Annotated in this window: 25 protein-coding genes; 8 read left to right on the top strand and 17 right to left on the bottom strand. The window is 72.1% G+C overall.

Annotated elements, in window-relative coordinates:
* The first annotated feature begins 31 nt into the window (after window positions 1-31).
* Window positions 32-769 (top strand): MerR family transcriptional regulator, encoded by a 738-nt coding sequence (locus JNO44_RS34590; RefSeq protein WP_205367902.1) that lies wholly within the window; start codon window positions 32-34, stop codon window positions 767-769.
* A 371-nt stretch (window positions 770-1,140) separates the two neighbouring features.
* Here JNO44_RS34590 and JNO44_RS34595 read toward each other — a convergent pair whose 3' ends face one another.
* Both JNO44_RS34595 and JNO44_RS34600 read right to left on the bottom strand, forming a co-directional pair.
* Window positions 1,141-2,586: a CoA transferase gene (locus JNO44_RS34595; RefSeq protein ID WP_205367904.1), complete on the bottom strand. Its 1,446-nt coding sequence runs from the start codon at window positions 2,584-2,586 to the stop codon at window positions 1,141-1,143.
* A gap of 69 nt (window positions 2,587-2,655) precedes the next feature.
* Window positions 2,656-3,393, bottom strand: a complete 738-nt coding sequence (locus tag JNO44_RS34600; protein WP_205367906.1) for a helix-turn-helix domain-containing protein — start codon at window positions 3,391-3,393, stop codon at window positions 2,656-2,658.
* A gap of 251 nt (window positions 3,394-3,644) precedes the next feature.
* Here JNO44_RS34600 and JNO44_RS34605 point away from each other — a divergent pair, with 251 nt between their 5' ends.
* Window positions 3,645-3,989, top strand: a complete 345-nt coding sequence (locus JNO44_RS34605) for a hypothetical protein (RefSeq protein WP_205367908.1) — start codon at window positions 3,645-3,647, stop codon at window positions 3,987-3,989.
* A 166-nt stretch (window positions 3,990-4,155) separates the two neighbouring features.
* Here the strand turns inward: JNO44_RS34605 and JNO44_RS34610 are convergent, their stop codons facing one another.
* From JNO44_RS34610 to JNO44_RS34625, 4 genes are all read right to left on the bottom strand, one after another.
* Complete coding sequence (locus tag JNO44_RS34610) at window positions 4,156-4,479, bottom strand: hypothetical protein (RefSeq protein WP_102924749.1); 324 nt, start codon at window positions 4,477-4,479, stop codon at window positions 4,156-4,158.
* Window positions 4,480-4,615: 136 nt separating this feature from the next.
* On the bottom strand, window positions 4,616-6,703 hold the full coding sequence (locus JNO44_RS34615; RefSeq protein WP_205367910.1) for a protein kinase domain-containing protein: 2,088 nt from the start codon (window positions 6,701-6,703) through the stop codon (window positions 4,616-4,618).
* A 36-nt stretch (window positions 6,704-6,739) separates the two neighbouring features.
* Complete coding sequence (locus tag JNO44_RS34620; protein ID WP_205367912.1) at window positions 6,740-8,920, bottom strand: protein kinase domain-containing protein; 2,181 nt, start codon at window positions 8,918-8,920, stop codon at window positions 6,740-6,742.
* Window positions 8,921-8,924: 4 nt separating this feature from the next.
* Window positions 8,925-9,797: a protein kinase family protein gene (locus JNO44_RS34625; RefSeq protein WP_205367914.1), complete on the bottom strand. Its 873-nt coding sequence runs from the start codon at window positions 9,795-9,797 to the stop codon at window positions 8,925-8,927.
* Window positions 9,798-9,977: 180 nt separating this feature from the next.
* On the opposite strand from JNO44_RS34625, the gene JNO44_RS34630 reads away from it, so the two are divergent.
* Window positions 9,978-10,220, top strand: a complete 243-nt coding sequence (locus tag JNO44_RS34630; RefSeq protein ID WP_205371458.1) for a hypothetical protein — start codon at window positions 9,978-9,980, stop codon at window positions 10,218-10,220.
* On the opposite strand, the gene JNO44_RS34635 is transcribed toward JNO44_RS34630, so the two are convergent.
* Complete coding sequence (locus JNO44_RS34635; RefSeq protein WP_205367916.1) at window positions 10,174-10,647, bottom strand: carboxymuconolactone decarboxylase family protein; 474 nt, start codon at window positions 10,645-10,647, stop codon at window positions 10,174-10,176. The two genes, JNO44_RS34630 and JNO44_RS34635, sit on opposite strands and share 47 nt — an antisense overlap.
* A gap of 94 nt (window positions 10,648-10,741) precedes the next feature.
* Complete coding sequence (locus tag JNO44_RS34640) at window positions 10,742-11,038, bottom strand: putative quinol monooxygenase (protein ID WP_205367919.1); 297 nt, start codon at window positions 11,036-11,038, stop codon at window positions 10,742-10,744.
* A gap of 288 nt (window positions 11,039-11,326) precedes the next feature.
* On the opposite strand from JNO44_RS34640, the gene JNO44_RS34645 reads away from it, so the two are divergent.
* Both JNO44_RS34645 and JNO44_RS34650 read left to right on the top strand, forming a co-directional pair.
* Window positions 11,327-12,208, top strand: a complete 882-nt coding sequence (locus JNO44_RS34645; protein ID WP_205367920.1) for a helix-turn-helix transcriptional regulator — start codon at window positions 11,327-11,329, stop codon at window positions 12,206-12,208.
* 397 nt (window positions 12,209-12,605) lie between these two features.
* The gene (locus JNO44_RS34650) at window positions 12,606-14,198 is read left to right on the top strand and encodes a glycosyltransferase family 39 protein (protein WP_240167794.1); all 1,593 of its coding nucleotides are present in this window, start codon (window positions 12,606-12,608) and stop codon (window positions 14,196-14,198) included.
* Window positions 14,199-14,385: 187 nt separating this feature from the next.
* Here JNO44_RS34650 and JNO44_RS34655 read toward each other — a convergent pair whose 3' ends face one another.
* Window positions 14,386-14,958 (bottom strand): hypothetical protein, encoded by a 573-nt coding sequence (locus tag JNO44_RS34655; RefSeq protein ID WP_205367921.1) that lies wholly within the window; start codon window positions 14,956-14,958, stop codon window positions 14,386-14,388.
* A 4-nt stretch (window positions 14,959-14,962) separates the two neighbouring features.
* Between JNO44_RS34655 and JNO44_RS34660 the strand changes: the two genes are divergently transcribed.
* Window positions 14,963-15,394, top strand: coding sequence for a MarR family winged helix-turn-helix transcriptional regulator (locus JNO44_RS34660; RefSeq protein ID WP_205367922.1), 432 nt, complete (start codon window positions 14,963-14,965; stop codon window positions 15,392-15,394).
* Between the two features lie 62 nt (window positions 15,395-15,456).
* Here the strand turns inward: JNO44_RS34660 and JNO44_RS34665 are convergent, their stop codons facing one another.
* The 7 genes from JNO44_RS34665 to JNO44_RS34695 all read right to left on the bottom strand — a co-directional run bounded on the left by JNO44_RS34665 (window position 15,457) and on the right by JNO44_RS34695 (window position 22,645).
* Window positions 15,457-16,245, bottom strand: coding sequence for a methyltransferase domain-containing protein (locus tag JNO44_RS34665; protein ID WP_205367923.1), 789 nt, complete (start codon window positions 16,243-16,245; stop codon window positions 15,457-15,459).
* Window positions 16,242-17,333, bottom strand: coding sequence for a hypothetical protein (locus JNO44_RS34670; RefSeq protein WP_205367924.1), 1,092 nt, complete (start codon window positions 17,331-17,333; stop codon window positions 16,242-16,244). Before JNO44_RS34670 ends, JNO44_RS34665 begins: the two co-directional genes overlap by 4 nt.
* 339 nt (window positions 17,334-17,672) lie before the next feature.
* Entirely contained in the window at window positions 17,673-19,109 is a 1,437-nt protein-coding gene (locus JNO44_RS34675) for an MFS transporter (protein ID WP_205371052.1), read from the bottom strand.
* Window positions 19,110-19,159: 50 nt separating this feature from the next.
* Window positions 19,160-19,816, bottom strand: coding sequence for a TetR/AcrR family transcriptional regulator (locus JNO44_RS34680; protein ID WP_205367925.1), 657 nt, complete (start codon window positions 19,814-19,816; stop codon window positions 19,160-19,162).
* 76 nt (window positions 19,817-19,892) lie between these two features.
* Window positions 19,893-20,597, bottom strand: coding sequence for a DUF2470 domain-containing protein (locus tag JNO44_RS34685; RefSeq protein WP_205367926.1), 705 nt, complete (start codon window positions 20,595-20,597; stop codon window positions 19,893-19,895).
* A gap of 208 nt (window positions 20,598-20,805) precedes the next feature.
* On the bottom strand, window positions 20,806-21,201 hold the full coding sequence (locus JNO44_RS34690) for a methyltransferase (RefSeq protein WP_240167796.1): 396 nt from the start codon (window positions 21,199-21,201) through the stop codon (window positions 20,806-20,808).
* Window positions 21,202-21,508: 307 nt separating this feature from the next.
* On the bottom strand, window positions 21,509-22,645 hold the full coding sequence (locus JNO44_RS34695; RefSeq protein ID WP_205367930.1) for a DUF4185 domain-containing protein: 1,137 nt from the start codon (window positions 22,643-22,645) through the stop codon (window positions 21,509-21,511).
* 609 nt (window positions 22,646-23,254) lie between these two features.
* Here JNO44_RS34695 and JNO44_RS34700 point away from each other — a divergent pair.
* Window positions 23,255-23,509 (top strand): hypothetical protein, encoded by a 255-nt coding sequence (locus JNO44_RS34700; protein WP_205367932.1) that lies wholly within the window; start codon window positions 23,255-23,257, stop codon window positions 23,507-23,509.
* Between the two features lie 71 nt (window positions 23,510-23,580).
* Window positions 23,581-24,201 carry an MBL fold metallo-hydrolase gene (locus JNO44_RS34705; RefSeq protein WP_205367934.1) on the top strand — a complete coding sequence of 207 codons (621 nt, stop codon included), beginning with the start codon at window positions 23,581-23,583 and terminating at the stop codon, window positions 24,199-24,201.
* A 97-nt stretch (window positions 24,202-24,298) separates the two neighbouring features.
* Here JNO44_RS34705 and JNO44_RS34710 read toward each other — a convergent pair whose 3' ends face one another.
* Window positions 24,299-25,144, bottom strand: a complete 846-nt coding sequence (locus JNO44_RS34710; RefSeq protein WP_205367936.1) for a methyltransferase domain-containing protein — start codon at window positions 25,142-25,144, stop codon at window positions 24,299-24,301.
* Between the last annotated feature and the right edge of the window lie 126 nt (window positions 25,145-25,270).

A 25,270-nucleotide genomic window follows, 5' to 3' on the forward strand; every position in this document is an offset into this window, starting at 1 on the left:
GACCACGTTCCACGAGGACCCGAGGAGGACGGTGCTCACGATCGGCCAGCTCGCGGCAACCGCCGGCGTGACCGTGCGCACCGTTCGCCACTACCACCACGTCGGCCTGTTGCCCGAGCCCGAGCGCGATGCCTCCGGCTACCGCCGCTACAGCGCGCAGGCGGCGGTCGATCTCATCCGGATCAGGACCCTCGCCGATGCGGGGGTGCCGCTGGCCCGTATCGACGCGCTGCTGCATGCCCAGCCGGCCGAATTCGACGCGGCCGTCACCGACATCGACGCCGCATTGCAGCGCAAGATCGACCAGCTCACCGAGTACCGCCGCAGGATCGCCGAACTGGCCGCCGGCGAAAGGCTTTTCCTGCCCTCCGAGGTGGTCGCCATCCTGGACCGGATGCGCGGTTACGGGGTCAGCGAACTGAGGGTACGGCTTGAGCGCGACTCGTGGATCCTGATGCAGGCACTGGACCCGCACACCATGCCGCGGCGGATACGGGAGAAGAACGCCGCCTTCGACGACCCCGAGACGACGCGCCTGTACCTCGCCTGTGATGAGGCAGTCGACTGGGATCCGCACGATCCACGCCTGGAGCGGCTCATCGACGACCTGGACGCCTGGCAGATCACACACGAACGAGACAGCCACCGGGCAGGGTCCCGGGAGCTGGTCTCTTCCCGGATCTCCGAGGCATCACCGGCCTGGCAACGCATCCTCGATGCGCTCGCCCACCGCGCCGAGCGGCGCCGAACCGCCGGACACGACAGCTGACGCCGGCACCCTGGCCACGTCCCACGGAGCGGGCTGTCGCGTTTCACGGCACGGTTGCCGGCTACGGCGATCCGGCTGCCGCTCCGCCCGTCAGGCTCAGTGCGGGAGTTGCGTCACGATGCCGGAGCCGGCGGCGCGACCGTGGTGGCGGAAGGCGAACGCCTGTGGCGGCCGCCTCTCTCGCCCTGTCTCTGCGCACCCTCGCGCACGCGGAACAGCCCCCGCCCTCGCGCCAGCGGCGGTGCCGGAAGTACCGATCCGGGTGGTGGTCTCCACGGTGCTGGTCGCTGCCGTTGTCGTCGCTTCGGATCCTCACCGCCGACGGCCTGGAAGGTGCTGTGGGAGTGGCCTAGCGCCACTCGTAGAATGGCTCAGCGCCACTGGAGCGCAGCGGACCCGAGCGGGGAACGCCGGCCGGGTTGGGGGACCGTGCGCCCGCTGTACGTGAACGGTGTCGCCGGTTCGGTGATCGGGCCGAAGTCGGTCGCGGTGGTCGAGAGCGCGGCGAGCGGCGTGCGCCCCGGCCGGGGCAGATCGAGTACGTCCTCCCTCGCCAGCAGTCCGAGTTCCTGCACCCAGTGGCACACCCCGGCCAAGGTCACGCGGATCCGCCAGGAGCCGCCCTCCGCCGCACGTCGGCGCAGGACCGTTGCCACGGCGGCGGCCCCGAGGTAGGCGGCGAGGTAGTCATTGAGCAGGTACGTCGGCGGCAGCGACGGCCGGTCGGTCCACTCCTCGACGGCGAATCCAGTTGCCGAGCAGGCGAGTTGGTCGAACCCGCCGCGTTCGCCCCAGGGCCCTTCGGCGCCCCAGGCGTGGTATTCGAGGGTGATGAGTCCGGGGCGGCGCCGGACGAGTTCCTCGGTCGACGCCCCCTGCCGGGCAAGTCCCCGGTAGGCGTGCACGAAGACGTCCGCGTCCTGGAGCGCGTCGTGGAAGGCCGCACGATCATGGGCGTCGCGCAGGTCGCAGTAGGCGTTGCGCTTGCCGCCACCGGTCATGGCGATCATCGGGATCGGGTCGGGGCGGTCGGGGCGCGTCAGGTGCAGCACGTCGGCGCCGAACTGGGCGAGGAGCCGCGTCGATACGGGACCCGCGATGACATGGGTGAGATCGAGCACCCGTACGCCCGCGAGTGCCTCATCGTCCTCACCGATCGGTTCCAGAGGCCGGACCGGTCCGTCACCGACGCGTTCGATCTCGACGACCGGGCGCCGCGCGACATACCGCCCCGCGGGGTGCGCGAGCCACTCGTCACGGCTGCGCACCGCGCAGGCGACGCCGCCCCGTGCGCCAATGGCCTCCTCCAGTGCGAAGGCGTCCCAGTCGGCCGCGGCCTGCGCGATCCCGACCTTGTCGGACCCGCACCTCAGCACGGAGTGGACCGCGTCCCGCAGATGCGGATAGGTGGTGATGATGAAGATCCACCGGCCGTCGCGCGCCCGGTAGAAGTCGTTGTTGCCGAGCAGCGTCGGATCGTCGAGCAGGACACCGATCGGGCGTCCCGACAGCGTGGTGTGATACGTCGCCATGAGCTGGTCGATCGCGGCTCCGGCCTGTACCTCCACCTTCTGGTGCCGGTGGCCGCGCTGTTCGCCGAGCGCCGCCGTCTGCCGTCCGAAGACACCGATCGCGGCGGACATGGCATCGGCGAGGCGGTGCACCGAGGGCACCAGGGGGTCGGCCCCGACGACGGTGATGTCCTCGGCTCCCCGGGCCGGATCGGGGTCGCCGAGGGTGTGCAGCAGCCGGGAGACGATCTCGCCGGTGGGCATCAGCGGCGTCGGCTCGGTCGTGGTGAGCGTGTTCGAAGTCATGCCGGGATGCTCGTTCCCAGCACTGCACGAACGCCCGCATCCACGGATATCCGTGAGTTGATGCGAACGTCACGTCTGCTTCTCCTGGATGTGCGCGAGCAGCCGGGCCGCCGCACGGTCCAGCCTCAGCCGCTCCGAGCGGCCGCGGCGCCGGCGCATCAGCGCGAGGGCTCCCGTGACGACGCCGCCGTCAGTGACGGGGATCGCGAGTGCACTGACCTCGGGGTCGGCCAGACCCTCGCTGCGACTGATCCGCGACGCGCGGATCGCCGGAAGAGCGCAGCGGAACTCGGCGACCGCCTCGGGGTCGTTGCGGGAAAGCTCGTCGAGCAGCCCACGACGCTCCGCCTCATCGGTGAAGGCCAGCAGCAGACGGCCCGCGGCGGTACGCAGCAACGGCCGGGCCATGTGCTGGTCAGCGAGCGGCACGAGGCGGGGAATCTCGTCCTCGCCGCCGCGCGCGAGGTACACGGCGTCGAGCCCGACCCGCACCGTCAGCAGCACCGGAGTACCCGCGACACGGCTCAGTTCGTCGAGTTCGGCCTGACTGATCCGCGGGACGACCCGGCCGGCGATGAGGTTGAGGACGTGCGGGGCGGGCCCGAGCCTGAAACGCCGGTGCTGTTCCAGCAGAAAGCCGGTCGCAACAAGGCCGTTGACCAGATCCTGCACCGAACTCGCCGGCGCCTCGACCGTCCGCGCCAACTCGGCCACGGTCACCCCGCCCGGCGCCCGCGCGGCGGCCTCCAGGATCCACACGACCCGGTCCACCGTACGGTGACGCCGCCGCCGGCCCTGCTCGCTCATCCCGCCCCACCTTCTGCTTCTCGTACGTCGACGGCCGCTCGGGCCGACACGGCTCGTCGATCCTTTCCCCCACCACCCCGACGAGCAAGTCGGCTCCGACCCCGGCCTCCGCAGACGCCACAAGGCAGGCAGCAGAAGGTGGGTCACGCGACGGCGGACAGGTATCTCTCCGAAGCGCCCCGCACGCCATGGAGACATACCTGAACCACGTCGAGGCACACACCAGCAAAGAGACAAGACCATGAGACACGTTGCTGTGGCCCCCGATCGCCTGGCGGCTGGCGCACCTCACCGGCCACGTCCTGGCCAAGCGCACGGAAATGTATTTCGGCGGGCCGTCGATCGACTACGACGACTACGTCTACGCCGGCACCGCCGCGGCCGCACTGGACCACATCGACCGGGCCTACGACAACTCGTCACCCGGCATGCGTGCGGCAACGACGGCCGAGCTCGGCCGCCTGCTCGGACCGAGCGCGAGCCCGTTCACCGACCGACCGCTGACGACGGTCGTCCTTCATATCCATCGCGAGGTGATGCCCCACGGAACTGAGATCGCGTCGCTGCGCGACCTGTACGCACACGGGTATGAGTAGTTGCGGCCGCTGACGTGAAGGGGTGCGGCCGCTGAGATTGGTCACGGCTCGACCGGAGTCGAGATCGCCTTGACGCGGAGCGTCTCTCCCGGGCCCACGGCGGGTTCTGCTACGGCGGCTTCAGCATGACCAGCAGGCAGCCCAGCAACACCATCGGGGCTCCGGGCTAGGCTTGCCCGGTTTCGAACCGGCTGACCTTTCCGGCGTCGACCGTGAAGCGCCATGCGGTGCGCATCTCGCCCCAGGTGTCGTTGCGGTAGTTGGCGACCAGGCCGAGTCCGTCGTGCGTCTGCGTCTCGACGTCCATGTGGCCGCCCGAGGAGAAGATCTCGCGCTCGGTCCAGTCGGCGACGTCGCGGTCCGAGCCGTCGTCGGACATGGTGGCCCCGGGCGTGAGGGCGGCGGTGAAGGCTTCGCGGTCGCCGGCGTTGAGCGCGCCCACGAAGGCGCGCACGGCCGGCTCGGTCAGCTTGTCGAGGGCGATGGTCACGGTCTCTCCAGAGGTACGGGGACGGATCCTTCCTTTGGCAGCACACCGCACGCCATGGTGCACCGCCACCGGTGAGCGCCGAATGACACAGCGCTGCGGCGCTGAGCCAACCCTGGAGGGCTGCACCGGCCCCGGCCTAGTACACCGGCAGCGCCAGCAGTGACGTGCGGTTGAGGACGAAGAGGCGGTTGCCGCTGGCGGCGATGGAGCGGGACTGGCCGCCGGTGAGGGCGTAGGTCTGGCGCTGGTTGCCTCCGGAGCGCGGCAGGCCGGTCACCCCGGTGTCCTCGCTTTCCACGATCCAGACGCCGTTGCCCTGGACGACCGGTGGTCGCCACGGCGGGGTGACGCCGGCGATCATCACCGGGTCGGCGGCCTGGCTGCCGTCGGAGTGCAGTGACCGCAGCGCGTCGCAGTCCAAGGCATAGACCACTCCGCCGGCCACCGTGGGCGGGCCCCAACCGTAGGTGCCCCGCCTGGGCGGTCGTGTCGGGTCCTGGGACCACAACTCGTGGCCGTCGGTGATCCGCAGCGCCGTCAGGGTGCGGCCGCCGAGGTAGGCGATTCCGCCGTCGACGGCGGGCCGCAGCGGTCCTTCGGCCTGTCCCTTGCGGACCCAGGCACGGGAACCGTCCTGCGCGCGGACCGCGGCCATGTCGCCGGTCTCCGTGCACAGCACCAGGTGGCCGGCGCCGAGGGCCGCGACGGGGTGACCGCCGGACAGCGCCAACGGCGGCTGCTGGGTCCACCGCACCTTTCCGTCGGTCCCCACGCAGCGCAGCCGACCGTCGGAGGTCAGCAGGTAGACGGCGTGGGCGTCCGCTGCCAGCAGGGCGCCCACCTGGGCGTCCACCGTCCACCGGGGGGATCCGGTGGCTGCCACCCAGGTGCGCAGGGTCCCCTCGCCGTCGGCGGTGGCCACCAGCCGGTCCCCGATCGAGAGGTAGCCGGCCTCCGCCTTCGCGTCGCCGACCCGCCACCGCTCCCGGCCGTCGATGACCCGGCGCGCCGCGATGCCGCCGCCGGAGGCCGCGAACACCACCACATCGCGTATCGGCAGCGGAGCCGGTGACCCGGCGTCGGCCACGTTCTCGACGGGGCCCCACAGCGGGGTCGGGGAGCCTTCCGCGGAGCCGAGCTGCGCCGCCTGCACCTTCGCCGGCGGCGGGATGTCGAAGGGGTCGGACGGGGCGTCACCGCGGCTGAGCCACCAGGCGGTGCCGCCGCCCCCCGCGGCCAGCAGCGCCCCGCCGCCGGCGGCGAGCAGCAGCCGCCGCCGGGTGAGGCGGGGGTTGCCGCCGGCGGTGCCGTCCCCGGGGGCGGCCGAGGGGCCGGCCGGACGGGCCGTCAGGCGGCATGCTGCGGCCCCCCGTTGCCGGATCTCGTCGCCCAACCGGCCGGCCTTCCACAGCCGTTCGGGCTGTCGCGGCGCCGCGGCGGCGTCGGCGACCTGGCTGGGCAGCGGACGCGCCGCCGGGTCCTTGGCGAAGCAGGGCATGACGAGGTACCGCAGGCCCTCGGGAACGGCCTCCAGGTCGGGTTCGCCGTGCACGACCTCGTACAGGACGGCCGTGATCTCGGCGCCGGTGTACACCGGCCGGCCGCCCGCGGCGAAGGCGAGGACCGCGCCGAGGGAGAAGACGTCGGCGGCCGGTCCGACGCGCCGTCCCAGGACCTGTTCCGGCGCGCCGTAGCCGGGGGTGACCGGGATCTGCCCGGTGCGGGTGAGGGTCAGGCCGTGTTCGGGGCGGGCGATGCCGAAGTCGATCAGGCGCGGGCCGCGCGAGGTGAGGACGACGTTGGGGGGTTTGACGTCCCGGTGGACCAGCCCTGTGGCGTGCACGTCCTGGAGCGTGCGGGCCAGTGACCGGGCCAGTTCCCGTACGGTGGCGGCGTCGAGCGGCCCGAAGCGCTCGACGGCGTCGTCCAGCGTCGGACCGGCCAGGAACTCCGTGGCGATCCACGGCCTGCCGCCCTCCAACTCGGCGGCCAGGACCCGCGCCACGCCCTCGCTGGTCACCGCCTGCGCGGTCCGCGCCTCCCGGAGGAAGCGATCGGCCAGGTGCCCGTCGTGGGCGAGCTCCGGCAGCAGGACCTTCACCGCGGCAGGGCGTCCGGCGGCGTCCGCGCCGAAGTACACCTTGCCCATGCCGCCCTCGCCGAGGACGCCGTGCAGGCGGTAGGGGCCCAGGCGCAGCGGGTCTCCCTGGCCGAGGGGTTTCACAGGTGGTCGTCTCCTGGATCGAGAAGGGGGCGGTGGTCAGGCGAGCGGGAGGGCGATGGTCCGCTTCTCCAGGCGGAGGTACAGCCGGCCGCCGTCAGGGTCGCCGGTCAGGACCACGGGTTCGGACTGGTAGGTCCAGACGGCCTTGCGGGTGCGCAGGTCGACGGCGCGGACGCCCGTGTCGTCGGCGCAGTAGGCGTACTTCTTGCCGACGGCCGGGGCCACCTCGCGCTTGCTCTTGCGGCCGGACAGCCCCTGTTCCTGCCAGTTGAGCGTGCCGGAGAGGGCGTCCACGGAGACCAGTCCCCGGTCGGCCTCGGTGCAGTAGACCACTCCGTCCTGGACGGTGGGCGTGCCGTACCGCCGTTCCTCGCCCGCGCTGTCGCCGACGTCGCGCCCGTTGCCGAACATCCACTCCAGCCCGCCGTCGGACAGCCGGCGGGCGGTGAGGGTCTCCGCGCCCAGGTAGAGGTTGCGGTCGTCGGCGACCATCCGGGTCGGCGGGGTGCCCGCGAACGTCTCGGCGAGCTGCCACAGTTGGTGGCCGTCGGCCTTGTCGTGCACGGAGAGGTGGATGAACTTGGAGTCCTTCTCCGGGCTGCCGCACAGCACCACCCGGGATCCCACCACGCCGCCGAACAGCGCCGGCGGGACGTTCTCGGCCGGTGGGTCGTCCACCGGGCTGCGCCAGTGTTCCTTGCCGGTGCGCAGGTCGGCCGCGACCAGGTACCAACCCTTGCCGGTGGCGGCCCGGGCCACCAGGTAGGCGGTGCCATCGAGCACGCACAGCAGTTGGTTGTACTGCTCCTTGCCGGCGAACGCGGAGAGTTCCACCAGCGGCTTGCCGAGTTCTCCGCTCGTCTGCGCGACCTCGCACACCGCCAGCGACGCCGCCTCCTGGTACCCCCGCAGCGCGTACATCCGGTTTCCGTCGGTGGCCGAGCGCCAGATCTCCTCGATGTTGGCCTGCCAAGTCGACTGGCCGGACTCGGCGTTGATGCCGCACAGCACGATGCCGGCGCGCATGGCCAGGTTGCGGCCCACCCGCATCACCTCGCCGCCGGACTCCGGGCACCACAGCGGGGTGCTCCACAGCGGCGTCGGAGGCTTGGGCCGGTCGACGGCGTCCTTCTTGGCGGTGCCGCCGCCGGTGTCGTCGGAGCCGCCGAAGAGGGCCCAGCCACCGCCGCCGAGGAGGCCGCCGCCCAGGAGGGCGCCGCCGGCCACGGCCAGCAGCCGCCGCCGCGAGACGCCCGCCGCGAGGGCGGTCTCGGCCCGCGGCGCCTCGACGGGCGCCGGCGGCGGCAGGCGGTGCGGCGGCTCGTGCCACACGTCGTCGCTGCGCCGGGAGATCTCCCGCAGTACCCCGTCGGGCAGCAGGTCCGCGAAGCCGCCGCGGTCGCCCGGGGCGTACGGGGCCCCGCCCAGCGCGGTGCGCAGCTCGGTGGTGGACGGGCGCTGCGCGGGGTCCTTGGCCAGGCAACGGGCGAGCAGGGGCAGCAGCGACTCGGGGACCCCGCCGAGGTCCGGGTCGCCGAACCGGACGCGGTACAGCAGGTCGGTGGGGGCCCCGCCGCCGAACGGGCCGCGGCCGGTGGCGGCGAAGACCAGCACCCCGGCCAGGGCGAACACATCGCCCGCCGCCGCGTGTTCCAGTCCCGCCGCCTGCTCGGGCGACATGAACGCGGGCGTGCCCACGGCGTTGCCGACGTTCGTCAGGTGCTCGTCGCCGAAGGCCCGGGCGATGCCGAAGTCGATGATCCGCGGGCCCTGCGCCGTCACCAGGACGTTGGACGGCTTCAGGTCGCGGTGCACCACCTCGGACCGGTGCAGTTGCTCCAACCCGGCGGCGAGGGATGCGCCGAGGGCACGCACGGCCGGCTCGGGCAGCGGTCCGCCGACCTCGACGGCGGTGTCCAGCGGCGGGCCGAGGACGTACTCGGTCGCCATCCACGGGGTCGGTGCCTGGGGGTCGGCGTCGACGACCAGGGCACCGTGTTCGGATCCGACGACGCGAGCCGCGTCCGCCTCCAGCCGGAAACGGGTGCGCAGTGTGGCGTCCGCGGCCAGGCGGGTGTGCAGCGTCTTCACCGCGACCGTGCGGCCGCCCGCCGAACGGGCCAGGTAGACGGTGCCCATGCCGCCTCCGCCGAGACGGGCGAGGATCCGGAACGGCCCGACGGTGTACGGGTCGTCGTGCAGAAGTGGGGAGATCACGGCCTCACCGCTCGTGGGTGGGAAGTGCGGCGGCGAGGACCTCCGCCGACTGACGGGACAGTGCCTCGACGACCCGGCCGGGCAGCGACAGCGGCTCGGTGGCGCCGGCCAGTCCGCCGTACGCCGCGCCCGGCAGCAACTCCGCCAGCACCTTTGCCGGTTCGGGTCGGCCCTGTGGGTCGCGCGAGCGGCACGCGGTGACGATGTCCCGCAGGCCGGCGGGGATCTCCTGCCGCTCGGGCACGGTGTGCCCGGTCGCCGCGTACGCCAGCACCGCGCCCAGGGCGTAGACGTCCGCGGCCCGGTCCACCGGGCCGCCCGCAGCCAGCTCGGGAGCCAGGCAGCCGGTGTCCGGCCCGGTCGGGTGGGCGGACGAGGTCTCGGTCATCGGGTTCGCGCGGGTCGCTCCGAAGCATGCCAGGAGCGGGCCGCGGGCGGTCAGCAGCACGCCCGCCGGGCACACGCCGCCGTGCACGATGCCCAGGACGTGGGCCGAGGCCAGGGCTTCGGCCAGGGTGCCGCCGAGCGTGCGGACGAGCGGTTCCGGCAGCGGGCCGCCGTGCGCGGCGAGGACGGCCGGCAGCGGCAGGGCGGGCCGGTAGGGCGCGGCGTGCCAGGGGAATCCCGCCGTCCCACCGAGCTGGGCGACCGGCCAGAACCCGGGCTGGGTCAACCGGGCGGCCTGCTGGGCCTCGGCCGCCCACCGCGCCGGGTCGCCGCCGGGCGGCGGCAGGCACGCCACCACGGTGTGCCCGCCGTCGGCGCTGCGGGCCAGATAGCGACGTTCGGGAACGCCCCGACTGCCGTCGGCGTCGAGACGGGCCAACGTCACGAAATCCCCGATCCGCGCAGGATCGTCCTGCCGCAGCCTGTCCACTCGGCTTCTCCCCCATCAGGCTCGTTTCGGCCATGAGCCTATATACGGCGCGGACCCGCCTGGGCATCGGGGCCGCAATTCGGCCGGCGTTCACAGGACCAACCCCCGCCCGCAGGAGTCGTTCGACAGGCACCGGAAATCGCTTGTCGCCCTGTCACCACGCCCTGGAGGACGGACATCGTGCCCGAAGTACGCGCTCCCCGCCGGTGCCGTCGCCTCGCCTTCCTCTCCGCCGTCGCCGGCCCCACGCTGGTCGTCGGCACGGTGCTGGCGCCTCCGGCCCACGCCGCCCCGGCGGACGACATCCGCATCAACGAGGTGGTGACCACCGGCAGTGCCGATGTCGATGTCGATACCGACGCCGATCTGCTGTCGGTCAGTGGAACTGCCCGACCTCGTAGTCGCCGGCCGGCTGCTGGTTGATGATGTTCAGCCGGTTCACCGCGTTCATGAAGGACACCAGGATCACCAGGGCGGCGAGCTGCTCCTCGTCGTAGTGCTTGGCGGCCAGCTCCCACACCTCGTCGCTGACCCCCTCGCCGGCATCCGCTACCCGGGTCCCTTCCTCCGCCAGTGCCAGCGCGGCCCGCTCGGCATCGGTGAAGACCGTGGCCTCCCGCCACGCCACCACCAGATTCAGCCGCACCGAGGACTCACCGGCGGCCGCGGCGTCCTTGGTGTGCATGTCGATACAGAAGGCACAGCCGTTGATCTGGCTGACGCGCAGCGCCACCAGCTCCTGCGTCGAGGCAGGCAGCGGCGAGTCCTTCACCGCCTTGCCCGCCGCCATGAAGTGCTTGAACGCCTTTCCGGCGGTCGGGTCGGCGATGAGGTTCAGTCGTGCGTTCATGGTTGCTCCTCGTGGTCGTCAATGGCTACACCCTGGAGACGAGATGGCCCGACGCCCTGTGACATGGACGGCCGGAGGAGCCCCGTCGCCCGCCTCAGTCACCGGGTGCGGCCACCAGTTTCCGTATCGTCATCGGCTCGGCGAGGACCCGATCCAGGACCTGGCGGACGTGGTGGAAGTGGGCGGTGGTGAAGTGCGCGTCGAGGGCCTGTGCATCGGCCCACTCCTCGACGACCACCATGCGGGCCGGTTCGTTGGGGTCGGCGTAGGGGTGATAGGCCAGGCAGCCGGGCTCCTCCACCGACGGTTCGATCATGGCTTCCAGTGCGGTGCGGAGCCGGTCCTCGTATCCAGGGGCGGCCAGGCATTCGGCGATGACGGTCAGGGACATGGTGTCGTGGATCCTCCTGTGTGCGGGAACGTTGACTGTCAGGGCCGGTCCGGGCCCATGTCGGCGCCCGTCCCGATGAAGGCCGCGGCGGACTCCGCCCGGTCGGCCGGCATCGGCCGGACCGAGCCGGCACCGGTCCGGCCGTCCCGTGACGGACCGAGGATCTCCGGCGGCGCACACCAACTGTCGCCGCCCGCCGGCGGATTCCCCAGTGGCAGCCGGTGCCTGGGCACGGCATGACCAGGCTGAGCACGCGACACCGAGCACCGAAGAGGCGATACTTTCGGCATGGCATTGGAACGACGTGCAGAACTGGGTGAGTTCCTCCGCTCCCGCCGGGCCCGGCTGCGGCCGGAGGAGCTGGGGTTGCCGGCATACGGGGGACGCCGCAGGGTTCCGGGCCTGCGACGGGAAGAGCTGGCGCAGTTGGCCGGAGTGAGCGTCGACCACTACGTACGGCTGGAGCAGGGGCGTACTCTGCACTTCTCGGAAGCGGTGCTGGACGCCGTCGCCCGGGCCCTGCGCCTGGACGCGGTGGAGCGCGCGCACCTCTACCGCCTGGCCCGCCCCTGGCCGGAGACGGGAGCCTTCGACAGCGCAGGCGAGCAGGACCAACGTCAGCGGGTGCGGCCGGGGTTGCGTCGGCTGTTGGACTCCACGCCAGACGTCCCGGCGTACATCGTCGGCCGGAACACCGACGTCCTGGCCTGGAACCGGCTCGCCGCGGCGCTGATCACCGACTTCGGAGCGCTGCCGCCCCGGCAGCGCAATCTGGCCCGGCTGGTGTTCCTGGACGAGGGCATGCGCAACCTCTACGCCGACTGGCACGGCAAGGCCGGGGATGTGGCTGCTTACCTCCGCCTGGACGCCGGACGCCACCCGGACGACCCGCACACCGCCGAGCTGCTGGACGAACTCGCCGCGGGCAGCCCGGAGTTCCGTGTGGCATGGGCGGAGCACCGGCTCAAGGACAAGACGCACGGCCGGTACGTCTACCGTCATCCCGTCGTGGGCGAGCTGGACCTGGGTTTCGAGACGCTGCGGCTGCCCGACGATCCGGACCAGGCCCTCATCGCCCACACCGTCGACGAGGGGACCCCGTCGGAGACGGCACTGCGGCTGCTGGCCAACTGGGCGCGCGAAATCCTGCCGGTGGGCGCCGAACGCTGAGGCCGGCCGCTCATCCTCAACCTCCTCGTATGCGCCCTCGGCCACGACCGCCCGGAGTTCACCCGGCGCGCCCATTCCGGTAGTCGCCGCAAACACCGCTAATGATCATTTCGTCCGCTCGGTGGCGCTGGGGGATATGCGAGAGCGAAGGAATTCGCGAAATTGCCGCACCTGACTACCGCACGCCCCTGGCGACTTCCCGGACCTGGGCCCAGACATGAGCATGAGCATGCACGTGGGCACGGACGTCGACATGGGCATGGGCATAGGCGCAGGCGTAGGCGCAGTCCCATTACTCTCCGGGAGAATTGCGGTTCCGGGTAAGGAATCCCGGCCGTAATGCGCAACCTTGCGACTTCTCTCAGCCGCTGTGGGGATTACGGGTACAGTTCACGTTATGTCTGTCCCTTCCGCCTCCCTGGCCCCCGCCACCACCGGACGAATAGCCGACCCGGCGCCCGTCGGTGCGCACAGGTGGCCGGCCTGGCTGGTTCCGGGCTTGCCGGCCTCGCTGGCCCTCGCGCTGGGCCTGTGGGGGCTGCACCGGCAGGGGGCGATATGGCGGGACGAGGCCGCGACATGGGAGGTTGCCCAGCGGTCCGCATCCGAGATCTGGCACATGATCGGGAACATGGACGTCGTCCATACCCTCTACTACCTGCTGGTGCACGCCCTCTTCGAGGTCTTCGGAGCGAACCTGACGGCCTTGCGACTGCCGTCGGTGTTGGGTGGCGTGCTCGCCGCGGCGGTCGTCGCGGCGACGGGACGCAGGCTCGCCGGCTCCCTGGGGGGCGTCGCGGCCGGTCTGGCACTGGCCCTGCTGCCGGTGATGCAGCGCTACACGCAGGAAGGGCGCTCCTTCGCGCTGGTGGCCGCGGGGGTGGCGGTCGGGACATGGCTGCTGACCGGCGTGCTGGGCATGGCCGGGCCGACTGGTACCTCCGCCCGGCGCGACGAGCACCGGAACCGGACCGCGGGGCTCTGGCGCTGGTGCGCCTACGCGACGGTCATGCTCGCCACTGCGCTGCTCAACTGGCTCTCGCTCTTCGCCCTGGCAGCCCACGGCATCACCGTCCTGCTCACCAGGCGCGAGGGCCAACGCCCCTTGTTGACACGGTGGTTGGTGACTGCGGTGATCGTGGTGGCCGGGACGCTGCCGCTCATCGTCGCCAGCAGCCGTCAGACACGGTTGGTGGCCTGGATCCAGCCTCCCTCGGCCGCCAGTCTGCTGGGGGTGACGGCCATGTTGACCGTCGCTCTGGCGTGCACCCGGGTGCCGCCGGCACCGGACCGGCAACGCACCCGTCTGTCGCCGGCCTCGGTGGGACTGCCGCTGCTCGCCGTCCCGCACCTCGGCCTGCTCCTGGCCTCCTGGCTCGTCAAGCCGCTCTACGTCGACCGCTATGTGCTCTACGCTTCCCTCGGGTTGTCGCTCCTCGTCGGTCCCGCCCTTGCCTGGTCCGCGCGGACGGTCGCCGCGCGCATCCGGCCCCGCCACCACCGCGGACGGTCCCGCGCCGAAGCCCTGCTCGGCGCAGTGGTGGCAGTCGCCTTCCTCGCGCTGCTCCCCCTGGAGTTGATCCTGCGCACCCCCCTGAGCCGGACCGACGACGTACGGGCGGCGACGCGCGAGGTCGCCGCGCTGGCCCGCCCGGGCGACGGCATCGTCTTCCTTCCCGCCCAGCGGCGCGACATGGCGCTCGTCGATCCCCCGCCGTTCGGCGGCCTCGCCGACCTCGCGCTGGCCAAGTCCCCCACCGCCTCGGGGACCCTCTACGGTGTCGAGGTCGATCCCGCGGAGATCCAGGCCGCCATGCTGACCCGCAATCGCCTCGTCGTCGTCAGCGACAGCGGCTCCTCCCCCCAGGCCGAAACACCCCAGGACCTGGCCAAACTCTCCACCCTCGCCCATCACTTCACGCTCACGTCGTCCGACGACGCCGGCGGGCGCCGGGTGGCTACGTACGAACGGAACGAGCGGCCCCGGTGACCCGCACGTCCGCGGGGCCGCGTCGCTCCGCTCAGTTGCCGTAGCCGTTCTGCTCGGCGAACCTCCCCGCCAGGGCCGTGAGCAGCTCGGGCGCGTCGTCGCGCGGCAGCACGGCCTCGATCAGTACCAGCCGGTCCGGGGGGGTCGGTGGCCAGGCGGAACGCGTCCGTCAGTTCCGCGGGGGTCCTCACGCGCCGGGTGACGCAGCGGTCGCCGGCGCCGAACGCGGCCGGTAGCGCGGTGTAGTCCCAGGCGGCGATGTCGTTGTACGGCGCGGTGGCACCGTTGATGGCGCGCTCGACGGTGTAGCCGTCGTTGTCCGCGAACTCCAGCCCGGCGCGCCCTCGTCCACCAGGCCCTTCCCGGTGGAGTACACGGCGGCGCGCACCGGGGCGGCGGCGAGCAGTTCGGCGAGTTGGGCGCGCAGTCCGTGCCGGTCCGCCTCGTGGCCCGCGAGCACCGTCACGGTCCGGGCCCCGGCCAGCATGCGGGCGGCGGCGTCGCGGAACGCGCCCAACAGTGCGGGATCGGTCGGGGCGTCGGCGGCGGCCAGTGGCGCGGCGGGTTCGGGGACGCGGGCCAGTACGATGTCGGTGGGGAGGTTGAGGTGGACCGGCTTGCGGTGTCGGCGCAGGGCGTTGAGCACCCGGTCGATCTCGGCCGGTGCGTTCTGGGCGGTCAGGGTGGCCCGGGCCACGGTGACTTCCGCGAACCTCCGGCCGAAGTGGTCGTACTCGCCGTCCATGAGGGTGTGGTGCACGGGCGTGCCGGCCGTAGCCGTCGGCCGCGTATCCGGCGTCGAGTTCGTTGCAGGTGTCACGTTCCTCGCCTACTCCCCCGGCATGAGCGTCGGCGAGCTCTGCGACACCCTCGACCTCACCAAGCAGGCCATCAACGCCCCGCTGCGCCGACTGATCGACGAGGACCTGGTCCACGTCGCCCCCGGCGCCAAGGACCGCCGCCGCAAGGAACTCCACCTCACCGACCGCGGCGCCGCCCTCGAACGCACCCTGCACGCCCGGCAGCGCGCCCTCTTCCACACCGCGCTGCAGCAGGCCGGCCCGACCGCCACCGAGGGTTGGCGCGCCGTCCTCGCCCCGCTCGCCGGGGCGGACTGGTCGGCCTTCACCGCGGCCGTCGCGGACCGCGAACGAACAACCGGGGACGACGAAGAGCACCACGCCCGGTCGACCTGAGCCCTGCCGATACCTCCCACGACCGCACCGTTCCCTCACGGCGCGGCCCAGGCCCCTGGGGCCTAGCGGCGGCGGCCGGTGACCGTGAAAGCCACCGAGTAGGTCAACGTCTCCTCGCTGTCCAGGTGCGCCAGGAACGCGGCGACCGCCTCCTCCCCCGCCGCGGGCGAGCCGAGGGCGCGCGCGATGAGGGGCCGGGCGATATCGAGCTTGAGCTCCCACTGGCCGCGCTGGACCGGGTCGATCCGCCCGGCGATCAGGTGGTACGGATCGACCCGCACGTCCAGGTCGGTCAGCCCGGCCCGGCGGGCGAGCCCGTACAGACGGCGGCCGGTGTGCGGGTCGAAGCCGGCCGCCGCGAGCGCGTTCGTGACCGGGTCGAGCAGGGCGCGCAGCTCGGGACCGACGGGGTCGTGCCAGACGAGCTGGCCGTCGAGGTCGAAGAGCACGACCGTACCGCCCGGCCGGGTGACGCGGGCCATCTCGCCGACGGCCGCCTCCCGTTCGGCGACGTACTGGAGCATCAGCCGCGAGTACACGACGTCGAAGGAACCTTCCGCCAGGGGCAGCGCGCGGGCGTCGCCGGAGCGCCGCTGCAGGCGGGTGCCGGCCGGCCCGCCCGCCGCGAGCCGTTCGGGGTTGCCGTCGAAGGCGACCACCTCCGCCGCCGGTCGGGCCCGGAGCACGGCCTCGGCGATGTGACCGGGGCCGGCGCCCACGTCGAGCACACGCGCCCCGGGGGTACGTGGCAGCACCGGGTCCAGATATGTGCGCACCCACGCGTCGGCGTCGACCTTGGCCACCAGCCGGCCGGCCTCGCGCCGGTCCTCCATCAGGTACGGGACGGTCATGCGTTGCTCCTCGGGTAGCCGCCCCGGCCGCGCAGCCGCCGGGCGTACAGCTCGTCGATGTGCCGGTAGAGATAGGGGTATGCCTCCGCGAGCCACAGGGCCCGCGTGTACGGGCGTACGGGTTCGGCCCCGGCCAGGATCAGGTGGTCGACCGGGGTGGCGGTGGTGAGCGGGACGGCGGCGGGCTCGAAGTCCGCGTAGGCGTGGCAGGCCGCCGCCAACAGGGCGTCCGTCGCCCGTCGGGTCTCGGTCGCGTCGAGGTCGGGCGCGATGAGCACGTCGCAACGATTCTCCAGGAAGGAGAAGTTGAAGCCGAGCGGCCCCCGATAGGCGAGCGCCGCTGCCCGTACCGCTCCGGAGGCGTCGTACAGGACCCAGATCCGTCGGTGGCGGCGCAGCCCGACGAGGCGGTAGAGCCGGTCCACGTCGGCGAGGCGCAGGTCGTCGCGGTCCAGCCCCTCGGCCCGCATGTAGACCGCGCCCCGGCAGCGGCGGGCCAGCTCCGCCAGCTCGGGGCAGGCACCGCCGTCCAGTTCGGCGACGGAGCCGGCCGAACCGTCGGGGCGGAGCGCACGGGCCAGCGCCAGCGGGACCATCACGTAGTCGCCGGGAGCGACCAGGGAGTGCTCGGGACCGAGGCTTCGCCCGATGGTGCCGAACGCGAGGGCGGCGAAGCGGTTGGAGGGGCTGAACCAGTTCTGCGCGGCGACGTCCTGCCGCTCGGCCATCCGGACCGCCTGCGCCGCCAGCATCACCGCCCGCCCGCCGACGAGGCTGCCCGAACTGACCAGGTGCTGGGTCTGCCAGCCCGCGTGCGTGGAACGCCAGGAGGTGAGCGAGGCCCAGCCGCCGCCGGGCTCCTCGTGGCTCGCGACCCAGTGGAGCAGCTCACCGGCCCGGCGGGCGCGCTGCCAGTTCTCCAGGATGAGCGGCCAGTAGGGGGCGAGCCTGGCCCGTTTGGCCGGGTAGAGAAAGCGGGAGCGCTCGTATCGGTCGAAGAGTTCGGCCGGTGGTAACGCATTCACCTCGCACCCGAAGTCGGACCACGTGCCGGAGGCGACCCGGTCCGCGACTGCGGCGACGGTCATGGGACGTGACCTGTCCTTTCATGGAGTTCCTGAGATCAACAGAGACTCCAACGGCCGACATCGGCAAAGGTGACGGCCATCCGGGTGACGCGCCCCGAACACCAGATCGCCCGACGCCGACGCCGACGTCCTCGTCCTCGTCCTCGTTCGCCGGGACCGCCCGCGTTGGCGATCTCCGTCATGTGCTGCTCGGGTCCGTGGGTGGGTCAACGTCGCGTCGGCAGGCGGGAGGTGGGACGGACAGCGCACGCAGGAACACCTGCCGCATCATCTCCGAGGTGTCGTACGCGGTGGTCGCGACGAGGTCCTCATCGCTGTGGTCGGCTGTGGGGTCGGGGTTCAATTCCGCTGCCTCTCGCGGTGCGTGGGGGTCCTCCGGGGCTCGTCTGCCTTTCGCGATGAGTGGGGGTGGGTCGCGGCGGTCGTGTCCGGGCCTGTCCGGGCTTGTCCGGCGGCGTGGGCACGGGGCAGCAGTGCGGCCGGCAGGAGGCCGAGGGCCGCGCAGCCGGCCAGGACCAGCAGGGCGAGGCCCATCCCCGGGGCGGGAGTTGCGTCGGTGACAGCGGGACCCCCGGTGGACACGCCGGTCACGCTGGCGGCGACGGCGATGCCGAGGGTCGGGCCGATGTTCATGGCGGTCTGTTTGAGGCCGCCGACGACCCCGGCGTATCCGGCCGGCGCGTCACCGACGACGGTCCCGGTGGCGGTGACCATCACGGTGGCGAACCCCGCACCGACCACGGCGAACGTCGCGCCCATGGCCACCCACGTGCTGGTCGGGTCGTCGAACCGGGACAGCCCGGCGATGCCGAGGGCGAGGAGAGCCGTTCCGACGATCGCGACGCGGCGCGGGCCGTACCGACGCAGCGCCCTGCTGGCGACGGGTGCGCCGAGGACCATCATTACGGTCAGCGGAAGGACGCGCAGGCCGCTGGCGAGCGGATCGAGGCGCAGTACGTCCTGGAGGTGGAAGGTGGCGGAGAACAGCGCGCCGAACAGGCCGGCAGAGGTGACCAGCAGGAGCGCCATCGACGCCGTCACCGGCACGGACCGCGCCACGGCATGCGGCACTACGGGGTGTGCGATGCGGCGTTCGTGCCAGGCGAGCAGCGCCGCGAGACCCACGACGACGAGGAGTCCGAGCAGCGTCGGCGCCCCGGTCCATCCGTGCGCCGGCACTCCGGCCAGGGTGTGGACCAGGGCGACCAGCACGGTCGCCAGCAGGGCCGCGCCGGCGACGTCGAGCCGCTGAGAAGATAGCGGCCGCGGTGCCGGCGGTCGGACGACGAGGGTGAGTGCGGCGATCAGGACCGCGATGGGGGCGTTGATCCAGAACACGGCACGCCAGCCCAGATGCGCGACGAGGACGCCTCCGAGGACCGGACCGGCTCCCGAGGCCACCGCGATGGCGCTCGTGCGGAGGGCAACAGCTGTGCCGAGCCGGTCCGCCGGATAGGTCAGCCGCAACAGCGCGAGCGTCGCCGGCTGGAGCAGCGCGCCGAACACGCCCTGTGCGGCGCGCAGTCCGATCACCCAGCCGATCGACGGAGCGAGCGCGATACCGGCCGAGACGGCCCCGAATCCGAGTACGCCGCCGAACAGCAGCCGCGCATGCCCGTACCGGTCTCCCAGGCGCCCGGCGATGACGAGAAGCGAGGCCACCGCGAGCAGATAGCCGGTGCTCGTCCACTGGACCTGCGCCATGCTCGCGCCGAGATCATGCTGCAGGCCGGGCTGCGCCACCAGCAGCACCGTGCCGTCCAGCGCGACGAGCATCGCGCCGGCCATGCTGACCAGGAGCGCGACGTGTCGCCGCGGGGGCGCGGTCAAGAGCTCACCGGGCCCAGGTGAGTGTCCAGCACCGCCGCGACGAACTGATCGAGTCGGTCGACGCCCGGTGCATCGTCGGGGAGTTGGGCATCGAGCACGAGCGGCAGACTGCCCCACGCCCACAGCTGGGCGATGCCGTGCAGGTTCGACCACAGGGCGGCGGCCGTGACCGCCGCCTCAGTCGCCGTCCCGTCCGGACCGCCGGGTTGGTGCGCGGTACCCTGCTCCGCCCGGCATCGGGCGACGAGGGCGACGATGTGCTCGAACAGCGGCAGGGTCGACTCCCGCAGCCGCGGCTGGTCCGACCCGTGCTGTTCGCTGTCGAGCAGTTCGTGACGGAACATCAGCTCGAACATGCCTCGGCACTCCAGTGCGTATCCGACGTACGCCCGGGCGACCGCCTGTAGTTGGTCCCGCGCCGTCGTGGCGTCGGCGAGGGCGGTCGCGAACCGGGCGCCGAGGTCCGCGAAGCCGCGTCGGGCGATCGCGGAGAGCAGGGCGTGGTGCGTGGGGAAGTACCGCCGCGGCGCCCCGTGGGACACCCCTGCCCGACGGGCGATCTCACGAAGTCCCAACGACGCGGATCCCTCGCTCAGAACGAGGTCCACCCCCACATCGACCAACCGCTCCCGAAGTGAGCTCTCACTATGCATGGACACTGTCTACCAGGGAGCGTAGACAGTGTCTACTTCACCACTGCCGCCGTCGGCGACCGGCGGCGACCCGCGTTCACGCGAGGAGGTGACTGGTGTGGGAGAGGCGACGGGCCGTGGCCAGGAGGGACTGGACCTGGGGGCCGGCCTGCTCGACGCGGGTCACGGGAGTGGTGAACGGCAGGCGGACGTCGCGGTGGGAACGGGGGTATTCGAGGCGGAGGGTGATGCCGTAGCGGTCCATGGCCACCGGAAGGGCACGCAGCACGCCGGCTTCGGGGACGGGACGGACGAGGCGGAGCAGGAGTGGAACGAATTCGCCGTGTGCGTCGACGAGGTGGGTCAGCATCTCGGCCTCGCCCTTCGCCAACGGGTCGAGCTCGGCCACCTCCAACTCCTGGAGCGTGACATAGGAACGCCCTGCCGCGTCTTCCAGGACCGCCTGGCCGAACTCCAGGCAAGTACTGCTCTCGGAACCGGAGTTGTACGGGGCGGCCAGGAGTCCGGCCACCGTGACCCGGGCCCGCAGCCGGTCACGGACGGGAGTGGGGGCGATGTCGGTGAGCTCCAAACGGACCGGGACACGCCCGGCCGAGGGGGCGTCGACGCGTTCGCACGGGGCATGCAGATGAAAGAGACCCGTCGCCCCGGCCCCGTCGAGACGATGGACTTCACTGCGCAACCCGTCACTCACCACGGTCATGGAGTGGGCGACGGTCAGGATCGAGCGGACGCGCTCGGCAGCGGTCGGTGTGATGGCACGGGCACGGGATGAGCGCATCCGACTTCTCCAGACCAAGCAAGAGGAAACTTAGGTTTGCCTAACCTAACCTACTTGGATCCGGCGTGCGAGTGCCCCCCGACCACCCCGCGCCGTCCCGATGTCACCGGATCGGATGCCCCGCCGGCGGACCGGATTCCGGCACCGGTGCCTGCACGTTCCGGGCGCGCCCCGAGAGCCGCGGGCGGGATGGTCGGCCTTCGCGGGATCAGACCGCCCGGGCCTCGACGATCGAGGACAGGGACGGCGCCGGCACGATGCGGTCGAGAGGGAACCCGGAGCGGGTGAGCAGGTCCTCGAACTCGGCGGCGGTCCGTTCGCGCCCCTTGAGGACCGTCAGCATGACGATGCCCAGAGGGACGGCCGGATGCGCGGTGCCGTCGGCGGGCAGTACCGCGTCGTCCACGAGCAGCCCGATGCCCGGCGTCATTGCGGCGCGCACGGTGCGCAGGATGCGCAGGCAGTCCTCGTCGGGCCAGTCATGCAGGATGTTCTTGAGCAGGTAGAGGTCCCCGCCCTCGGGCACGGCGGCGAAGACGTCGCCGCCGTGGGCGCGCCAACGCCCCGCACTGGAGCCGGAGTTCGCGGCGGCCGGGTGTGGCAACAAGGATCCTTGTCTGCTGACCGTTCCCGGCCATCTCGTCCATGAAGTCGTCCACGAAGTCCTCGTCATCGACGAAACGCCCGAACCGGTTGGCGAACCGCTCGGCGAACTCCTCCTCCGCGGCCGCCACGAGGGCGTTGGGGTCGGGCGCCGCGGTGAGGCCGAAGTGCCCCTTCAGCCAGGCGAGATACTCTGGGGCGGCGCTCGCGTGAAGAAGCGCGCATCCCGTCCCCGACCTGGGGCAAGGTCAGGGACGGGACGGTGTGCGGGCGCCGGCCGAGGACGGCGCCCGACAGACTGCGCCGGCTCAGGACAGCATGTGGACCTTGTACTGCATGAACCGGTAGTTCCGCGAGTCGTACCACTGGCTGACGACGATGTGGAAGTTGCCGAACGTCGAACCGGGCACGACGAATCCGCCGTACGGACTGGCGACGAGGTTGCCCACCTCCTGGCCCGGAGCGCCGGGCAGGATCATCGTCTGCTCCAACGTCTTGGTCAGGTCCGACGTCGGGAGCGGGAAGACCATCGCCCGGATCGACAGCGGGTTCATGTTCAGCCAGGTGAGGACGTACTTGCCGTCCATGGCGCGGAAGCAGATCTCGCCCCACTTGCGGACGCCGAAGACCGTCGTCGGAGGTGCGCCCCACCGCCAGTCACCGTCGGCGTAGCCCCACGGCTCGTAGGCATCCGGGTTGCCGAGGTCTTCCTTGCGCACCCGGTGCAGCAGCATGCCCGAGTCCACCTCGCGGTTGAAGACCGTGGACAGGACGTAGCAGTAACCGTCACCGGCCACGGCGTAGGTCTTCTGCTGGAACTGGCCGCCGTGCAGGTCGCCCGGCCACTGGCACAGGTACTCCCAGGTCTCGCCGTTGTCGGTGGAGCGCCAGAAGTCCGTGTGGTGGGTGTCGTAGATGACACCGCGCATGAGGTGCATGTACATGACGCCGTCGACGACGAACACATCGGAGGGGATCGCCGTCGTGGCCTTGTCGCCGACCGGGTTGTGCGGCTCGTCGACCAGGCTGTTGGCGTGCCCGCCGCCGACGCTGCCGTCGATGCGCAGGTTGTTCAGGTCCGCGCTGCCTGAGCGCAGGCCGACCGGGGCGCGCCAGTCGTCGGCGGGCTCGCCCGGCTGCGGTACGTGGTCGCCGTTGAAGGTGTCGCCGCCGACGAACAGCATGGTGCCGTTCGGGCACAGCACGGGGATGCCGAGGTCGGTCCACGGCGAGGCGAACGGACCGGTCTCGGCCGGCCCGCTCAGGTTCTTCACCTTGTACGCGATCGTCGGGCTGGACGGGTCGTTCGGCCCGCCGGCCCGCGCGATCCCGGTACCCGAACCGATGACCCCCGCCCCCACGGCGGCGCCGAGACCGAGCTTGAGGAGCTTGCGGCGGGAGTGCCCGCCGGCCGTTGCGTCCTGCTCGTCCGATGGAGGTGTCATTGTGTCGATGCCTTTCCGAGCCGACTCATGTGTACAAGGAGGTGCCGACGGGAGCGCGGCGACGTCCGCCGCCGCTCAGGACGCCTTGCGCGAGGCGGAGTTCACCGCGGTGCGCACGTTCGACAGCCAGGCTCCGGTGAACGTCCGCACAGACATCGCGCGGACACGTCCGCCTGACCCTTCCCATGTGCCACCTTCTTTGCGTCCCCCCGTGCGCCGGTCCCTGGTGAGGGGACGACGACACTCGGCAATCTGCCTGCACCGAACGGCGTCGACGCTAGCCACGGCCGATGAAATGGCGATGACACGACGATGACCCGGCTGGTGGGGATGCCGGGGCCCGCGCCCGGTCGGTGACCGCCCGGCCGGATGCCGTCGTCACGCACGCCGGTCGTCACCGGCACCCGGGCCGCAACGCGAAGGTCACTGCGCATGACGATGCGTGCCGACGTGCGCGCCCCGACCCGAAGGAATCGCGACCCCGATGACCAGCGCCCTCGCCCCCGGATACGCCTACGACAACGACAGCGACCACGCCGCCGAACAGCATCGGTGCCTGGCGGCCGCCTCGCGCGGTGGCTCGCCGCACGCGTGGCGCCCGGGGGTTCGGTGCCGGCCACCGGCCTCAAGGCACAGCACATCGCGCCCGCTCCCGGTCCGACGATCGAGGTCCACGACATCACCAGGGACCCGTTGCCCGAGGGCGCCTTGTCCACGACGCGCGGCAAGCGACGCGGGCCTGGCCGCCCTGTACCGGTAGCTCGCCTACAACGACCCGTACGCCTCGCCCACCCCGAGCAGAGACTCGGCTCCCCGGCGGACCTCAACACCGAGTTGCTGCTCGCCACGCCGCACGCGGACTGACGCACGTCCCGCGCGTTCGGCCGATCGCGAACACCGGTGCCGCGCGCCGGGCAGTTGGCAGAGTGCCGGCCATGAAGATCACCAAGTTCGGTCACGCCTGCGTACGGCTGGAGAAGAACGGCCGTGCGGTCGTCATCGACCCGGGCGTGATGACCCCTGAGCCCGATGCGTCGGCAGGGGCCGAGGCCGTCTTCCTCACGCACCAGCACTTCGACCACTTCGACCCCGAACACCTGCGAGAATCCCGGGCACCCGTCTACACCTGCGCCGGAGTCGCCGAGCAGCTGGGCGAGTTCGGCGAACGCGTACACGTGGTCCGCGGCGGCGACCACTTCTCCGTCGCCGGCTTCGAGGTGTCGGTCGCCGGCGACAAGCATCACCACAGCCACCCGGACGCGCCGCCGGTCGACAATGTCGGATTCCTGGTCGACGGCGAGGTCTTCCACCCGGGCGACGCCCTGACGGTGGTCGACGCGCCCACGCTCCTGTTGCCCGGCCAGGCACCGTGGCTGACGGTGCCCGCCATGATCGAGTACCTGCGCCGGATGGCGCCGCGTCGCGCGTACGCCATCCACGACGGGCTGCTCAACGAGTGGGGTCTGAAGGTCCTGGACGACGTCCTGGCCAGGGAAGCCGGGCGGGCAGGCGCCGATGTCCGGCGGCTCCGCCCCGGCGAGAGCGTCGAGCTCTAGGGTCTGTCCGATGGGTCAGGGTCGGACCCGGCCCTGACCCATCGGACAGACCCCAGGGCCACCGCCCGCGGAGATGGTGTACGGGCGGTGGCGTGCCCTACCGCGTCTCGGCGTGGGGACGGGGCCGGGACAGCGGTTTCCGTCCCCAGGCGGAGATCAACGGTGCCGTCGTGGTGTCGAGGCTCCCGGACGCGATGTTCGCCAGATGCTCCTCGATCTCCTCGGCCGTGGCCAACCCGCCCTCGATCAGCCGATCCCGGATCTGCCGCACGGTCGCGGCCTCCAGCGCACTGCCGGTCGGAGACGTGATCGGGAAGTACCCATCGGCCTCGACATCGACCAACCCCGCCGTACGCAACAGCCTGGGCAGCGTACGGCCGAAGTCGAGCTGCGCGCCCCGCTCCGCGAGCAGCGCACGAAACCCGCGCCGGATCCGGTTCGCCAGCTCCTGCTCGGGCCCGTACTCATCGGGGCAGGCCAGCGGTTGCAGCGCCGGATCGGCATCCTCCAGCAGCAGCCACCCGCCGGGCCGCAGCGCCCTCACCATGGCCCGCAACGCGGCCTCGCGCCGCGGCACATGCACCAGGACGAGCCGCGCGTGCACCAGGTCGAACGGGCCCTCCGGCGCCTCGTCGGCGCCCACGTCGTGCCGCACCACCTCGTACGGCGCGCCGGCCTGCGGCATCCACGACGTATCGAGATCGGTGGCCAGTACCCGGCCCTTCTCCCCGACCCGCTCGGCCAGCCACCCGGGCACACTCGGGCCGCCCGCCCCGACCTCCCAGCAACTCCAGCCCTCGGCAACCCCCAGCGCGCCCAGCCGTCGGAACGTCACCGGGTCGAACAACCGGGACAGCGCCGCGAACCGCTCCCCCGCCTCGGCCTGTCGGTTGTCGAGCAGATATCCCTTGTCCCGTTCCCGGGCAGCCTCATCGTCCGTCACCACCCGAAAGTAACAGGCACGCTCCGGGCCTGTACGCCGATCGGACAGCCTCCGCCGGCTCCGGCCATCGCCGCCACCACCCTCGCCTTCGCCTGCCTGCTGGATCCGGTGGTGTGCCCCGTTCGC

This window comes from Streptomyces noursei (assembly GCF_016917755.1).
GTDB lineage: Bacteria > Actinomycetota > Actinomycetes > Streptomycetales > Streptomycetaceae > Streptomyces > Streptomyces yunnanensis.